13 protein-coding genes and 2 tRNA genes are annotated in these 15,708 nt (G+C 43.3%); 12 read left to right on the top strand and 3 right to left on the bottom strand.

Annotated features, from left to right (window positions below; genetic code table 11):
* Positions 1 to 468 precede the first annotated feature (468 nt).
* The gene (locus JMX97_RS02415; protein WP_201554892.1) at positions 469 to 825 is read left to right on the top strand and encodes a zinc ribbon domain-containing protein YjdM; all 357 of its coding nucleotides are present in this window, start codon (positions 469 to 471) and stop codon (positions 823 to 825) included.
* A gap of 100 nt (positions 826 to 925) precedes the next feature.
* Here the strand turns inward: JMX97_RS02415 and JMX97_RS02410 are convergent, their stop codons facing one another.
* Complete coding sequence (locus JMX97_RS02410; protein WP_201554890.1) at positions 926 to 1,312, bottom strand: hypothetical protein; 387 nt, start codon at positions 1,310 to 1,312, stop codon at positions 926 to 928.
* Between the two features lie 84 nt (positions 1,313 to 1,396).
* On the opposite strand from JMX97_RS02410, the gene hemL reads away from it, so the two are divergent.
* Entirely contained in the window at positions 1,397 to 2,698 is a 1,302-nt protein-coding gene (gene hemL / locus JMX97_RS02405; RefSeq protein ID WP_201554888.1) for a glutamate-1-semialdehyde 2,1-aminomutase, read from the top strand.
* Positions 2,699 to 2,956: 258 nt separating this feature from the next.
* Complete coding sequence (locus JMX97_RS02400) at positions 2,957 to 4,723, top strand: AMP-binding protein (protein WP_201554886.1); 1,767 nt, start codon at positions 2,957 to 2,959, stop codon at positions 4,721 to 4,723.
* Positions 4,724 to 4,835: 112 nt separating this feature from the next.
* Here the strand turns inward: JMX97_RS02400 and JMX97_RS02395 are convergent, their stop codons facing one another.
* A complete protein-coding gene (locus JMX97_RS02395; RefSeq protein ID WP_227671410.1) occupies positions 4,836 to 5,177 on the bottom strand; it encodes a DUF962 domain-containing protein in 342 nt (113 codons plus the stop codon).
* A gap of 537 nt (positions 5,178 to 5,714) precedes the next feature.
* Between JMX97_RS02395 and ppx the strand changes: the two genes are divergently transcribed.
* From ppx to JMX97_RS02365, 6 genes are all read left to right on the top strand, one after another.
* Positions 5,715 to 7,241, top strand: a complete 1,527-nt coding sequence (gene ppx / locus JMX97_RS02390) for an exopolyphosphatase (RefSeq protein ID WP_201554882.1) — start codon at positions 5,715 to 5,717, stop codon at positions 7,239 to 7,241.
* Between the two features lie 306 nt (positions 7,242 to 7,547).
* Positions 7,548 to 8,351 carry an acetyl-CoA carboxylase carboxyltransferase subunit alpha gene (locus tag JMX97_RS02385; protein ID WP_201554880.1) on the top strand — a complete coding sequence of 268 codons (804 nt, stop codon included), beginning with the start codon at positions 7,548 to 7,550 and terminating at the stop codon, positions 8,349 to 8,351.
* A gap of 181 nt (positions 8,352 to 8,532) precedes the next feature.
* Positions 8,533 to 9,684, top strand: coding sequence for an IS200/IS605 family element RNA-guided endonuclease TnpB (gene tnpB / locus JMX97_RS02380; protein WP_201554878.1), 1,152 nt, complete (start codon positions 8,533 to 8,535; stop codon positions 9,682 to 9,684).
* Positions 9,685 to 9,884: 200 nt separating this feature from the next.
* Entirely contained in the window at positions 9,885 to 11,594 is a 1,710-nt protein-coding gene (gene tilS / locus JMX97_RS02375) for a tRNA lysidine(34) synthetase TilS (protein WP_201554871.1), read from the top strand.
* 204 nt (positions 11,595 to 11,798) lie between these two features.
* Complete coding sequence (gene proC / locus JMX97_RS02370) at positions 11,799 to 12,632, top strand: pyrroline-5-carboxylate reductase (RefSeq protein WP_201554864.1); 834 nt, start codon at positions 11,799 to 11,801, stop codon at positions 12,630 to 12,632.
* A gap of 70 nt (positions 12,633 to 12,702) precedes the next feature.
* Positions 12,703 to 13,272, top strand: coding sequence for a YggT family protein (locus tag JMX97_RS02365; protein ID WP_201554862.1), 570 nt, complete (start codon positions 12,703 to 12,705; stop codon positions 13,270 to 13,272).
* Between the two features lie 107 nt (positions 13,273 to 13,379).
* Here JMX97_RS02365 and JMX97_RS02360 read toward each other — a convergent pair whose 3' ends face one another.
* On the bottom strand, positions 13,380 to 14,180 hold the full coding sequence (locus tag JMX97_RS02360; RefSeq protein ID WP_201554860.1) for a hydroxymethylpyrimidine/phosphomethylpyrimidine kinase: 801 nt from the start codon (positions 14,178 to 14,180) through the stop codon (positions 13,380 to 13,382).
* Between the two features lie 334 nt (positions 14,181 to 14,514).
* On the opposite strand from JMX97_RS02360, the gene JMX97_RS02355 reads away from it, so the two are divergent.
* The 3 genes from JMX97_RS02355 to JMX97_RS02345 all read left to right on the top strand — a co-directional run bounded on the left by JMX97_RS02355 (position 14,515) and on the right by JMX97_RS02345 (position 15,696).
* Positions 14,515 to 14,603, top strand: a tRNA-Ser gene (locus tag JMX97_RS02355).
* Positions 14,604 to 14,786: 183 nt separating this feature from the next.
* A tRNA-Arg gene (locus JMX97_RS02350) sits at positions 14,787 to 14,863 on the top strand.
* Between the two features lie 176 nt (positions 14,864 to 15,039).
* Entirely contained in the window at positions 15,040 to 15,696 is a 657-nt protein-coding gene (locus JMX97_RS02345; protein ID WP_201554858.1) for an RDD family protein, read from the top strand.
* Positions 15,697 to 15,708: the final 12 nt, after the last annotated feature.

Here is a 15,708-nt window from a genome sequence, read left to right as displayed (position 1 = left end):
CCCGTCTGAAAACGTTTGGCAGTATCTTAAGCAGAACGAGTTGTCTAATCGCTGTTATGAGAGCTATGAGTCTATTGTTGATGCGGCTTGCTGTGCTTGGAATAAGTTGCTTGAGCAGCCAGAGAGGATTCGCTCTTTGACTACTCGAACTTGGGCGCAACTTTAATTATTGGGATTGGTATAAGTACTGAAGAAAGCTATTAAAGAACAGTCGTTAAATATAGGATGTTCTAAATGTATTACTTAAAGACAGAAAAATTAAGTATAGAAGTAGATAAGTTTAAAGAGAATACCACAAAAAACAGCCACATAAAAAACGGCAGGCTTAGAGTGTAAGTTGGGCAAAGAGTAGCGTTTTCAAGCGAACCGATTGGTTAAAGATAGCGTCTTGCGGTACAATGTTGATTTAGTCTACTTTAAAATAATTGCTTTAAAACCGCCGCTGTTTTTACGGCTAACGAGGATATTATGAGCTTACCCAATTGCCCCGCATGTGATGAAAACTATACTTACGAAGATGGTGCGTTACTGGTATGTCCGATGTGCGCCCATGAATGGACAGCGGCTGAAACTGATACGGCAGAAGAGGGCGCTGAACAAGATAGCGTTGTCCGTGATGCAGTTGGCAATGAGCTGCAAGATGGCGATGCGGTTACTGTGATTAAAGACCTAAAAGTGAAAGGCTCATCAACCATTATTAAAGTGGGTACCAAGGCAAAAAGTATCCGTCTATTACCGGATGCATCCGATGGTCACGATATTGACTGTAAACTTGAAGGCTTTGGCCCCATGAAGTTGAAGTCCTCTGTGGTTAAAAAGGCTTAACTGATTCAAGTATTTCAAATAACGCCTTAAACACTCAGCGACAGTTTCGCTAAGTGTTTAAAAAGCGTTAAGCGTTGACTAAATGTTGGTCAGATAACAGTCAGTCAATAATCTTACCGAGTTTGCCCAGCCGTGAAGTAATTGAGCCTTTGGTACGCTGATGATATTCGACAAGTGTGACAATAGAATCGCCGTTATCAAAAGCATCTATAAGCTGCTGATCTTCTTCGCTATTCCATGGCTTACCAGCATTGATGGGAAGATTAGACTTGCGTACATCGGCTCTAATCTTACTTTCAAGTGCTGGAATGGTAGCTTGAAGGGCTCGCTGTATATCACTATTTAAGCATAAGCTGCTGCTAGATAATGGCTCATCAGATAGTGGGTTGATGCCGTCGACAAGCGCTTGAATAATATTTATGGCTTCTTGATTGTTCATAAGCTTCGAAGTGGGTGTTTCTACAGAACTATTAGGGTCACTATTCATAATTTATTGCTTCCATATCCGACAAAAGTTTATGGTTCGGCTTAACTATACTATAAACGCACTATTAAATAATAGAGAATACTTATGAGTACTAAGAACGAACAACTTTTCGCCCAAGCCCGCAAACATATTCCCGGTGGCGTGAACTCGCCAGTGCGTGCCTTTGCTGGGGTGGGCGGTACGCCAGTATTTATGCACCGCGCTAACGGTAGCAAGATTTATGACACTGAAGACAATGCCTATATTGATTATATTGGCTCATGGGGCCCAATGATTTTAGGTCATGCGCACCCAAAAGTTATCGATGCGGTTAAAAAAGCCGCCGATGATGGACTCAGCTTTGGGACGCCAACACCGTTTGAGACTACGGTTGCCGATAAAATCTGTGAAATCGTCCCTAGTGTTGAGATGATACGCATGACCAGTTCGGGCACGGAGGCAACGATGAGCGCGATTCGTCTGGCGCGTGGGTTTACCGGCCGTGACAATATCGTCAAATTCGAAGGTTGTTATCATGGTCATTCAGACAGTTTGTTAGTAAAAGCAGGCTCAGGAATGCTTGATATTGGTGAACCAACGTCAAAAGGCGTGCCAGCAGACTTTGCTAAGCATACGATTACTCTACCTTATAATGACCCACAAGCGATCAAAGACTGCTTTGAGAAATGGGGCGATACTATTGCTTGTGTTATCGTTGAGCCTATTGCCGGTAACATGAATATGGTTATCCCTGAACAAGCCTTCCATGACACCTTACGTGAACAATGTACCGAGCATGGTGCAGTACTGGTTTTTGATGAAGTAATGACTGGCTTTCGAGTAGGACTTGGCGGCGCTCAAGCCCATTTCGGTGTTGAGCCTGACTTAACCTGTTTTGGTAAAATTATCGGCGCAGGTCTACCGGTAGGTGCTTTTGGTGGCAAACGTGAGATTATGGAATGTATCGCGCCACTCGGCGGCGTCTACCAAGCGGGCACATTATCTGGCAATCCGCTAGCAATGCGCGCCGGTATCGCTATGTTTGAAGATTTAACGGTAGAAGGGTTTTATGATGATCTGGCGGCCAAAGTAGATCATTTGGTTGATGGCTTCCAAGCCGCTGCTGACAAACATGGTATTCATCTGCGTACCAATAAGCTTGGCGGTATGTTTGGCATGTTCTTTGTCAAAGACAACGACACTGCCACGCCAAAAAACTTCGATGACGTAACCCAGTGTGACATGACAGTATTCAATGCCTTTTTCCACGGCATGCTTGATCGCGGTATTTACTTAGCACCTTCTGCTTATGAAGCGGGCTTTATGTCTATTAAGCATAGCAATGAAGATTTGGATGATTCAATTAAAGCTGCTAATGAGATATTTGCAGAAATGGCTAACGTATAATCTAATAGTTTTATGCAATAGCTCTAAGCTCTAAATCTTACAAACTTAAAATGACAACCAGCATGGGTCACTGTGCTGGTTTTTTTGTGGTTATACTTTATTGACTCTAAAGGTAAGATTTAAAATAAACTTCGTTGTTTTTAGTCAGCAAAAATAGCGAATAATTTAAGGTAGATAACTGCTCAGCAGCTTGCAAAATAGCCATTAAACCATGCTATGCTGAGGCCAACCAAAATTACTTAGCAAGGACGCTACCTTATGAACACTACGTCTGACAATCGCTCTTCTAATGCACAAAAACCACCACAAAACCTATCACCTTGGCTGGCTACTTACGAGCAGTATGGGCTTAAGAATGACTTGGATGTGTTAGACGGTAAGCACAACCTCTTAGACTTACTACAACCAAAGATTGAGCAATATAGTGATCGCACTGCTTTTCGAATGGGGCCGGCAAGTTTAAATTTTGCGCAACTAGATATCGCAAGCCAGCGCTTTGCTGCTTTTTTACAAGCGCAGGGTATAGAAAAGGGCGCACGTATCGCCGTACAGCTGCCAAATATCTTACAATATGCGGTGGTGATGCTAGGTTGTATGCGTGCTGGCGCGGTACTGGTCAATGTCAATCCACTTTATACCCATTATGAGTTAGCGCATCAGCTGAGTGACTCTGAAGCTTGCGGCCTTATTATTCTTGACGGTATGGCATCCGCCTATGAGCAGCTAGATGATGGGGTAATGGCGCAATTGTCAGTAGTGGTGCATTGCTCTGTTGATCCTAGTGCCGAGCCCGCTGATAATGATATTGCTTTGCTTAATAAAATCGGCCAAAGTAGCGATTCATCAAGCGCCACTAGCCAATCAGCCACTACCGAAAATCCAGACAAAACAGCAAGCGAATCCTCAACAGGCAACGTAAGCTTTGCTCATATTATGAACTCATATCACGCTGAGCAATGTCAGCCCGTGACTATTGAGCGTGAAGATTTGGCATTATTACAATATACCGGCGGCACCACGGGCAAGCCAAAAGGTGCGATGTTGACCCACTATAATGTTATGGCTAATATTTGTCAGTGCTACGCGATGTTCGGCGGTGCTATCGAAGCGGGCCGCACGGAGCAAATAAAGATTCTGAATCCTTTACCGCTCTATCATATCTTCTCATTTACAGTCTGCGGGCTGCTCGGTATTTATGGCGGCTGGGAAGATATTTTGGTCACTAACCCTCGCGATATCGACGGGCTGGTAAATACGATTGAGCAGCATCAACCGCATGTTATTCCTTCGGTTAATACCTTATTTAACGCCATGCTCAATCATCCAAAATTTGCCAGCCTTGATTTTAGTCAGCTGGTGCTATCTATCGGTGGTGGTACGGCGATTATCAAAGCTATTTCTGATCAGTGGCAGCAAGTTACCGGTATGATTATTAATGAAGGTTATGGTATGTCAGAGACCGCGCCGGTTATTTCTTTTAATCCACCGGGTATGACGGCCTTTAATGGCAGTGTCGGTTTGCCCTTAGCGATGATGGATATTAAGATCATTGACGAGACTGGCGCAGCCTGCGCAATAGGAACTCGCGGAGAAGTAGGTATCAAAGGCCCGCAAGTGATGCAAGGCTATTGGGGACGTGATAACTCAGATACCTTTACCGATGATGGTTATTTTAAATCCGGTGATATTGGTGTGTTGAATGACGAGGGCTTTTTAACGTTAGTCGATCGTAAAAAAGACATGATATTGGTCTCAGGCTTTAACGTTTATCCCAATGAAGTGGAGGCTGCGCTAACTGAACATCCAAAAGTATTGGAAGTGGCGGTGGTTGGCATTGAAGATGCGCATAGTGGCGAGGTGCCCAAGGCCTTTGTGGTCAAAAAAGACCCAAGCTTGACTACCGAGGAGTTAGAGACCTTTGCCAGCGAGCGTCTAACTGGCTATAAGCGCCCACAATCTTATGCATTTATTGATGAGTTACCAAAAACAGCAGTGGGTAAAATATTACGCAAGTCGCTACGTTAAAATAAAAAACACTGGGCTGATTTAAATTAGCCCAGTGTTTTAGTTTCGCATCATATAGAGCTATCATTTCAAAAAAATTACACTCACTCTTTTAAAGCGTTAGCCAAGCCACTTATTTCTGCCGTGGTTTATCAAGCTTGCGATCCTTTAAGCTTAAGTTACCGCGTAGCACATCGCCATACATGCGAAAATCGCTAGCAAAGCTTTTTAGGGGAGATTTAAAAGAGGCCGGTTTGTTTTTTTCGAAGAAAAAATGACCAACCCACGCACAAGCATATCCTGCAGCAATGCCTTTAATGAGTGGCTTTGGCGAACGGGTTTTAACCGACTTTGCTAGCCCTAATAAGCCAAAGCTACTACCAGCGAAATGCAGACGGCGGCAGGCCATATTTTGATGCTCATCTAAGTAAAAGTTATAGAAGCCTTCTTTAACTGGCTTATCGGTTTTTACCATATCTGTACTAGCACTGCTGGGTTTAGCGTTAGTATCTGTTTTAGAGTGGGTCGTATTAGCAGTTTTTTGTGCTGGAGTAGTGGCAGTCTTATTCATTTTGTTAGCTTCCTTTGCTGATTGTTTGTCTGTTATTAATTAGTCGTCAACGAAGTCCTTGCTGCCAATGACTAATCATTATTTATAGTGTTATTTAATACGTACCTATAATACGTACCTACAAATAACAGATAAGTGGTTGTTATTTATTATAATATTACTCATGTAAAATGTAGCAGACGCTATTGGTGAATACAAGCGCTAACAGAGCACTCAACGTTCGTTTTCTATTCTCTTTCTACTCCCCTGCTAGTTCTTTTCGGAGGGCGCCTTGGTAAAGGTTTTGTCGTGCTTGCCAGTGTTTGGCATAAATGCTTTAATGACCAAACTTGCCTATGATGCGTCAGAATGGCGTAAATTGATAGCCGTACTACCTACATAGAGCACCACCTTTTATATGGTTAGACAATCCACCTAGCCCACATGGTAACTATTTTTCCTATGCTCAATAACACCCTTGAAAATCCGCCTATCGCTGATGATGAACTGATAGCAGCTATTGATATTGGCTCTAACAGTTTTCATCTGGCTATTGCTCGCCTTGATCACGGTGAAGTTAGAAAAGTAGCTTCCATGTCCGAAAAAGTACAGCTAGCAGCAGGATTGGATGAAAATAATATTTTAGATGCCGCTGCTGAGCGCCGGGGTCTTGAGTGTCTGAGTCGTTTTGTTGCTCGCCTTGATTCAGTGCCGCCTGAGCGTATTCGTATTGTTGCAACCAACGCGCTGCGCCAAGCTAAGAACGCTAACGACTTTATTAAACGTGCTAACGAGATTTTGCCCAAGCCTATCGAAATCATCGCTGGACGCGAAGAAGCGCGATTGATTTATTTGGGTGTCTCCCATACCAATGCCAGTAGTGATAAGCGTTTGGTCATTGATATTGGTGGCGGCTCAACAGAATTTATCATTGGCCAAGGGTTTGATCCGCTATTGACCGAAAGCTTACAGATGGGCTGTGTTGCGTTTACTCAGAAGTTTTTTGCGGATGGACAGATTACTAAAGATGCTTTTAACACTGCTATCGCAGCGGCTCGTAAAGAAATATTAGCCATTAATGGTCGCTACCAAAAAGCGGGATGGACTAGCGTGGTCGGTTCTAGTGGGACGATTAAGGCGGTACGAAACGTGCTGGTCTCAAAAGGCTGGTCTGATGCTCAAGAGCGCGTGACTTATCAAGGGGTCAAAAAACTAGAAAAATTATTGATTAAAATTGGTGATGTGAACGATATTGAGCTAACTGGCATCAAAGAACATCGCAAGGCCGTATTTCCAGCAGGGGTGGCCGTACTGCGTGCAGCCATGAAAGTACTGGGTGTGGAGACTATTACTTACTCTGATGGGGCGCTACGCGAAGGCGTCATGTATGACATGCTTGGGCGCTTTGCTAGTGAAGATGTACGCGACCGCAGTGTCTTGGCGCTAATCAAACGCTATTCTGTAGACAAAAAACAAGCCAGACAAGTGGTCAGAACCAGCCGTCATTTACTCAAGCAAGTCCAAAATGACTTACAGTTGACTGGCGATGATGCAGACGTATTGAGACGTGCTGCTTATTTGAATGAGATTGGACTGGCGATTAGTCACAGCAATTATCATCGCCACAGTGCTTATCTACTGGAAAACTCAGATATTCCTGGTTTTTCACAGGTGGATCAAAAGCGTATGGCGCAATTGATGCTAAGCCATAGGCGCAAGCTAAAAGGCGATATGCTTGAGAAAACTTGTATCCTTGGTGGTAATCAACTGGTTTATTTGTGCTTGCTACTAAGACTTGCGGTCTTAGCTCATCATAGCCGTAGTGAATATGACCTGCCTCAGATGCAGCTGGTTGTCACAGACACCAATTGCTGGCAAATTACCGTTAGTACTGACGACAAGCATTATGCGTTTTTATATTCTGATCTTTGCGATGAGATTGAACAGTTTGCCAAGTGGGGTGTTAAGCTGAGCGTCATTGAAGCCTAAGGTTATTAAAAAGCTGGCATCTCAATGGCACTATTGGTCGGTATTCAATCAATATTTAGTTAAAAACTAACATTACAAAAGCGGTATGCTCGGTAATGCCATGGCATATTAACTGTGCTACTATAGCTTTTATTGAGTTTACAACTGTACTGTCATGTCATGATGATCAAACGGGCAGTACCGTTGCTTACGATATTAACATTAGGTTATGACCCTACTTTTTAGCTATAAATGTACATGTAACCACACTATAAAATTTAACCTCACCATATAATTATATCCAATAACGATAAAAAGGAAGTTTCTATGAGCACCGTCTGGGACAGCGTTCAGCTTGCACGGCATGCCAAACGTCCATTATTTATGGACTATGTTAATCAGCTATTTACTGAGTTTGATGAGTTGCATGGCGACCGGGCTTTTGCTGATGATAAAGCGATTATTGGTGGTCTGGCACGCATAGATGGTATGCCAGTAGTGGTTGTCGGACAACACCGAGGCCGTAGTACTCGCGAGCGTATCGCTCATAACTTTGGCATGGCAAACCCTGAAGGTTACCGTAAGATTATTCGCTTGGTAAAAATGGCTGAGCGCTTTAACATACCGGTCATGACCTTCGTCGATACTCAAGGTGCTTACCCTGGTATCGGTGCTGAAGAGCGTGGACAGGCACAAGCAATTGCCGAAAGTATCGCAGTATTCTCCAGTCTTAAAGTACCTATTATCGTTACCATCGTTGGTGAAGGTGGCTCAGGTGGCGCACTTGCTATCGGGGTTGGCGATAAAGTTAATATGCTACAAAATAGCATTTATTCGGTCATCTCTCCTGAAGGCTGTGCGGCTATCTTATGGAAAACAGCCGAAAAAGCACAAGACGCCAGTGAAGCCTTAAAATTAAATGCCATTAACCTCTATCAAATGGGCTTGATTGACGCGATCATTGAAGAAGGAGAGGGCGCCCATATCCATCCACAGCCAGTGATGAATGCACTTAAAGCGCTGCTGATTGAGCAATTGGATGAGCTCCAAAGCATGGACGCATACGACCGTTGTGAACAGCGTTATGAGAAGCTTAAGTCCTTTAACTCAGAAGTAATGTTGCCTTGCTAATGACTGAACACTAAGCTTATTTAACAAAATTTTGCGCAGAACTCCCCCGTCCTCTAAGGCGGTGGGATGAATGCGTTATTGTTATCAATGACTCATGCTATCAGTGATCGCTTGAAAACCATGAACCATTGAAGTGTTATAATACTTAATTACCTGCAAGTCACCATCGAGAAAACCAATAATGAGCAAGCAGATTCTTAAAGCCTATGAGTTTAGGCTTTACCCGAATATTGACCAGCAGATATTTTTTGCTAAGTCATTCGGCTGCACTCGTTTTATTTGGAATAGAATGCTTAACGATAAAATGGAGCATTATAAAATCCATAAAGAAAGCCTAAAAAATACGCCAGCTCAGTATAAAAAAGAGTTTGAGTGGTTGAAAGAAGTTGACAGTTTGGCATTAGCCAACGTACAACTGCAATTACAACAAGCCTTTCAACACTTTTTCAAACGTCCTAATGTTGGCTTTCCTAAATTCAAACATAAAGGTAAAAAAGACACCTACACCACCAACAACCAAAAAGGCACGGTAGCCATTATTGGTGGCTCTATCAAACTGCCTAAAATTGGTCACATCAAAGCCAAAATACACCGTAAAATTAATGGCCTCATTAAAAGCGCGACTGTCTCAAGAACCCCAACGGGCAAGTATTACGTCAGTATTTTGGTTGAAACCATTGCCAAACCCTTCCCAAAAACCAACTCCAACATTGGTATTGATTTAGGATTAACAGATTTTATCGTCTTATCTGACGGCACCAAAGTTGCTAATCCTAAGTTTCTATCTAAGCTTGCTATCAAACTGGGTAAAGCGCAAAAGATTATGTCCAAGCGCAGTGCGGTTGCTAAAAAAGCCAATCGTAAATTGTCTGACAGTAAAAACTATCAAAAACAAAAGTTAAAAGTCGCTCAAATTCACGAGAAAATAAACAATACCCGCAAAAACTTTCTACACAAAACCTCATTCAATATTGTCAAAAACCACGATGTTATTGCGATTGAGGACTTGAACGTCAGCGGTATGCTCAAAAACCACAAACTTGCCAACGCCATTGCGGACAGTTCATGGTCTACTTTTACCACCATGCTGACCTATAAAGCAGATTGGTATGGCAAGCAGATTATTAAGATTGATAGATGGTATCCCTCATCAAAAACCTGCTCAGGCTGCGGTCATATTCTTGGTAAAGGTGAGCTAAAACTCAGTGATAGGTCATGGTCGTGTCCAAGTTGCCACGTTGAAAATGACCGCGATATCAATGCCAGTGTCAACATCCTCAACGAAGGATTACGCTGTCTAAAGCTCAAAGAACCCTTGGTGCAAGGGAGTTAGCTTAGCAAATTCGCCTAACCGCTGGTGCAAAACATCGTACTAAGTATGGGCGTTACCTAAGAAACCGCCACCTCCATAGGTGGTCGGTAGTTCATTATTGAGCTTATCTAATATTAGATACTTAGATTAATGCTAAGATAATAACGTGTCATTTTATGGCACGTTTTTTTGTACGTAAAATTAAATAGACAAGATTAATTATGACTAGCAACGCAATCCTCCCATATCCTATTCAGCCAATATCCGAGTCGCCGGTAGATGAAAATCTAGCAAAGGCGTTATTGAACAGCGTGGCTGAATATTATGGCCAGCTACACGGTCGCCGTATTTGGTTGGCCTGTAGTGGTGGCCGTGATTCATTGGTATTAGCAGCATTGTGTTTACAGTTATATCGGCGAGGTAAGCTGCCATTCTTGCCGCAGCTATTACATGTTGATCATGGCTTACAATCTGATAGCAGTAATTGGGCAATGCATGTGGCCAAGTGGGCAGATGCTCAGCAAATGACTTGTCAGATTTTACATGCACAGGTTAAAGGTAATGACGAGCAAGCAGCGCGACAAGCACGTTATCAAGTGATGCTGTCCCATATCAATCAAAATGACGTCTTATTATTAGCCCATCATGCCGACGACCAAGCTGAGACTGTATTGATGCGCTTGATACAAGGCGCAGGAGTCAACGGCTTGTCTGGTATGCAGCCGTGGCGAGTACAAACGCAAGGCGCGCGCCGTAATATACTATGGCGACCGTGGTTATCGATACGCCGTTCGAGCATTAGCACTTATGCCCAGCGTTTACAGCTACCCTATATTGACGATCCTACCAATGACAGCGGTGATAATGTGCGTAGCGGTATGCGCCGTGAAATCATGCCAGCACTAGCAGCTTATAATGCTAATGTGATTGATAATATTGCTCGTAGCGCGCAGCTGCTCGCCGATGCTCAAGCAACCGTTAGTGCGCAAGCTGCGCAAGATTTGCAGCAAACCGCTATTACGCCTCTACAATTACCACCAGCGCAACGTGTGCTCAGCATTCCTGATTTGCATCTATTGCCACTTTACCGTCAGCGGCAATTGCTCCACTATTGGCTAGGGCAAGACGAACCATTACCGCCCTCTAAGCAACTCATAGATGATGCGCTAAGCCTAATTCAGCGTAGCGATAACGACCATCAGACCCAATTAGATTGGCAAGGTCGCCAGCAACAGTACACCATTTGCCGTTACCGTCAGCAACTTTATCGTTTGAGCAATAGATGGCTGACATGGCTTACTATGTCGATTGCTGAACAAACGCAAACGTTAGCTACTCCCAATTTTTCTGTGAGCAGTTTTTCTGTGAGCAGTTTTTCTGAAAGCAATTCGTCTAAAACCAGTTTCTCTAAAAGCAATTCGTCTAAAAACAACTTAACGACAATCACCTTACGTACAAATGAAAGTTTTACTTGGCAATTTCCATTAACCTTCGATGTTGTAAAGCAATTGATAGGCCGTTTAAGCGATTCATCTATTAATGATAATCCACTCATAAATATAGCGGACTTGATAAGCAGCCAAGATGAGGTTGTGTTAAAAATCGCGCCTTTAGGTCGTCAGCAGCGCGTACAAACGGCGCTTGCCACGCGCCCACAAGCGGGTAAAAAACTCTATCAAACTTTGGGCATCCCTTTATGGCTACGTGATAGCTTGGTGGTTGTTAGTCTCGTCTGTATAAATGCGGAAGAGAATGACCCATTAATCGAGCCGCTAACTGAGTCGCCAATTGATCTACCAATATTGTTACTATCACCATTTGACAGCTGGGTATTAGGATTGAATAAATCGGTAGCAAATTTGATAAATAATGATATCGACAAGGTTGTCAGTAGCCTTTCAAGCTTCAAAGACTGTATTAAACATCTCTAAAGATTTAAAACATCCCTTTTGACTCAGTGTTTAACTCAACTATCTAGCAGAGTTAAATGTTATTGTTGTCGTCACTAATTTATCAAACGGTCGCAGTGGCAGTATGGTAAACTAAGTGTCATTTTAAATGCCGTTATATCGCTTTGAAGACTTTCGAAAGTTACCGCAAAGTTGCCAATACGGGACTGTTATTAGGAGATTAAAATGTCAGTATTAGATAATAAGAAAATTACCTTTATCGGTGGCGGAAACATGGCTCAGGCTCTAATTAGCGGGCTTGTTAGCTGTGGTGTTAGGCCTGAACTAATTACGGTAGCCGATCCTAGCGAAGAGGTGCGTAAGCAGTCAACAGGGCTCAAACTGAATACCGTTGATCCTGTCTCCGATCCAAAAGCAGCAGTTATTAATGCTGACGTTATCGTGCTCGCAGTGAAGCCGCAAGTGATGAAAGCCGTGGTTAGTGCGTTTGCTGATGTCTTAGATGATCAGTTGGTAATCTCAGTAGCAGCAGGCTTATCAACCGATCTTTTATCTAGTATGCTTGGCGGTTATCGTAACATCGTACGCGCTATGCCTAACACCCCAGCTATGATTCAAATGGGTGCCACAGGTCTATACGGTACTGATGATACCACTGAGAAACAAAAGCAGTTAGCAACAGCAGTAATGGAAGCTTCAGGTCTGGTCATGTGGGTAGATGATGAAGAGCATATGCATGCGGTGACGGCTGTTTCTGGTTCAGCCCCGGCGTATGTCTTTTACTTTATTGAGTCAATGGTTGATGGTGCGGTTGCCTTAGGGTTGGACAAAGAACAAGCCTCAGCGCTTGCTATGCAAACGGTCTTAGGCGCAGCAAAAATGGCCATGGGCAGTGACGATACGCCAGCTGAACTACGTCGCAAAGTCTCGTCACCGAATGGTACCACTCAAGCGGCGATTGAATCAATGCAAGACAATGAGATCGGTCGCCAAATCGCTGAGGCTATGAAAGCCTGCTCTGACCGTAGCCAAGAACTTAGCGAAGAGATGAAAGATTAAACCTAGCCAGCTATAGTAATAAGAATTTAATAATGGCCTCTGTTAATACGGGTATATTGAGTAGCGCTTCATGAACAACATGTTATTGCAAATTTTCGATTTGGTCACCACCTTCGCTATGCTGTTGGTGTTTATACGCTTTATGCTACAGTTTGCAGACATGGACGCCAGTGATCCCATGATTAGCCCTGCTTATAAAGCCACCCATATAGTGGATGTGTTCGGGCGTATCTTTCCGACCGTTGCCCAAGGGCGTATCAGCATTGCCGCGATTGTGTTGATGTTTCTAATTCGGCTGATTGATATCTCTGGTAAGGCGGCGTTAACTCATAAAGGTATTGCGCCTGTTCCCTTGTTCTTTACTGGCTCAGTCAGTTTGGTTCTAGACTTTTTGCGTATGTGTCGCTACCTGGTAATTGGTTCTATTATCGTCAGCTGGATTGTGGTTTTTACCCAATCATCGCATCCCATTATTGGTATTATTATGCGCTTAGCGGAGCCGATTTTAGCACCGTTCCGCCGCATTACGCCGAATCTTGGTATGCTTGATTTGTCACCTATGGTTGCCTTTTTTGCCTTTTACTTATTAGAAATTATGATCGGCGCGTTGGCCTCAAACTTTATGCCAATGTTAGGTTAAGTTAGGTTCATTTAATTAAGCCTGATAGGGATATAACATCCTACCCATAAAAAAGACGCTCTATATTAATAGGGCGTCTTTTTTATGGGTTGACTTTTTATCCTCATTTACAGTGATGTTTTAACAAAACGATTTGGTATTAACTGGGCATTAGCATCATCAGGATGAGGCGCGTCAGCCGCAGTCAAGGTCTGAGTAATCCAATGATCCGCTGCGATGACGGCTGATATCAATGCATCACCTACCGCTAAGCGTCCAGCGATAAAGCTGGCGAGTGAGCAGCCAGAGCCGTGAAATTCGCCGTTTAAGCGTGGTAGGGTACTTTGATGTATCCTCTTACCTTGCACATACAGATACTGCTCGATATCACCGCTATCAAAGTCATGCGCGGTCTTTACCAACACCGCATGCGCTCCTTGTTCACATAACTTCTGCGCCCCAATATGTAAATCTTGCTCACCACTTAATGCGCGGAGTTCGTGAGTATTGGGCGTAATTAAAGTGGCATAGGGCAATAATTTTCTAAACGCAGCAACTAGCGTTTGCTCATCGCCTAAGCTGCCACCACTATTAGCAACCAACACCGGATCAAGGACAAAAGAGGTGTCTTGCGGTATGACCTGCTTAGCGAATAAGCGCGTCAGCATGGCAATATTATCCGTCGTACCTAACATACCTGACTTGATGACGTGAACAGGCAGATCATCTAGCACAGTGGTTGCTTGGGCTTCTACCAATGCTGCCGCGCACGCTTCGAAGCCAAACACCTGCTGCGAGCTTTGCACGGTGATAGCAGTACAAGCCACTGCGGCATGAGCACCTGCTTGTCCGATCGCTTCAATATCTGCTTGTAGCCCAGCACCGCCTGATGGGTCTAATCCTGAAAAACACAATACTACCGGACGCATGATGTCTCCTTTTTTATATTTTATAATGACTGTTAAGCACTATAGCCATCCTCTGTCAAAAAAGCCATAGCAGCTCAAGGTAGAACGCGCTATCGTATCGATAGTTTAGTTAAGAAAATAGCTCATTTCTTATGAATGATAGGGTCTAGAGTAAATGAACAAGTTAAAAATCTTGTCTAAAGCTGCCAAAAAGCTATAATTATGCAAAAAGCACTATTAAAACTGCGAGTAGCGCTTGCATTTTTTTTTTGCTTTGTTATAATACTCGCCCACGACATAAGACGTATCATTAGCATAGATACAGTTTCTATTTTATAGAAGTCTTACATCGTTTGGTGAAGTGGGTGAGTGGCTGAAACCAGTTCCCTGCTAAGGAACCATACGTTCTGCGTATCGAGGGTTCGAATCCCTCCTTCACCTCCATTATATTTAGTTATTAATAGATTTATAATGTAGCAAACTAAAATCAGTGATGATTTAACCTTTAAAATAGGAACAATGCTGTTTTAATCGTTAAAAGACATTGACACTAGCTGTATTATCTATATAATAGCCAACCTAATTTGCTGTAAAGTTTTTAACTTTGCAGTAGATGATGTGCAATACGCGCCTGTAGCTCAGTTGGATAGAGCACTTGGCTACGAACTAAGGGGTCGGGAGTTCGAATCTCTCCAGGCGCACCATTTGCATTATCGCTTATATACTAAATCAATCGCCTGTCTTATGACATTCTGGCGGTTTTTTTATGTCTGCCGTTTTTGTGTTTTGTGTCCAAATACCATCTTAGGATAATATACGATAAACCACTTAATTACGGTACAATAGAATCATTATTTTCCGCTTGCTATGAGCTCGTACCATGTCAAAAAGTATGTCGAAAGGGGCTATTAAGTCTAAAAACCAGCGAAAAATGCGACCACAACGTACGCTAGAAGTGGAAGAACCTACCATTGCCAAACCAATGGAGCGCGTTGTCGCCATTGTTTACGACGGCATGTTGATATTGGCGTTGTTATTCTTGGTAGGGACGGTGCTAACAGTCATTGGCACACTGCTCACTATGCAAGCTGGAACCCAGTCAGCAGAGGCGCAGTCGTTACCGACTTGGTATCAGAACTTTATCATGACCCCATCATTTGTGCTGACGCTAGTAGGCTTCTATGGTTTGTTTTGGCGTCGCGGTGGCCAGACGCTAGGGATGCAAACGTGGCGGCTAAAAACGGTCAATAATGCCGGTCATCTGCTGACATGGGGTCAGTCCTTTAAGCGTATATTAGCGGCCTGTTTGATCCCTTTGTTATGCGGAATTATTGGCAGCTTAATTGAGGGCTCGCGTGCTGTTTTGTTAGCCAGTATTTTTTTAGGATGGATATTCAATTACGTATTTTGCCTCTTTAACCGTCGCGGTTTGGCAGTGCAAGATATGCTATCGAATACTATTACCTTGAAGATGCCAAAAGTACAGCATGAAGGCTTATGGAGTGGCTTTAAGAACCGTAAGAAAAATAAAACTTAACTGACGGTTCTT

This window comes from Psychrobacter sp. 72-O-c, assembly GCF_904846605.1.
GTDB lineage: Bacteria > Pseudomonadota > Gammaproteobacteria > Pseudomonadales > Moraxellaceae > Psychrobacter.
This window is presented reverse-complemented; position numbering and strand designations above follow the sequence as displayed.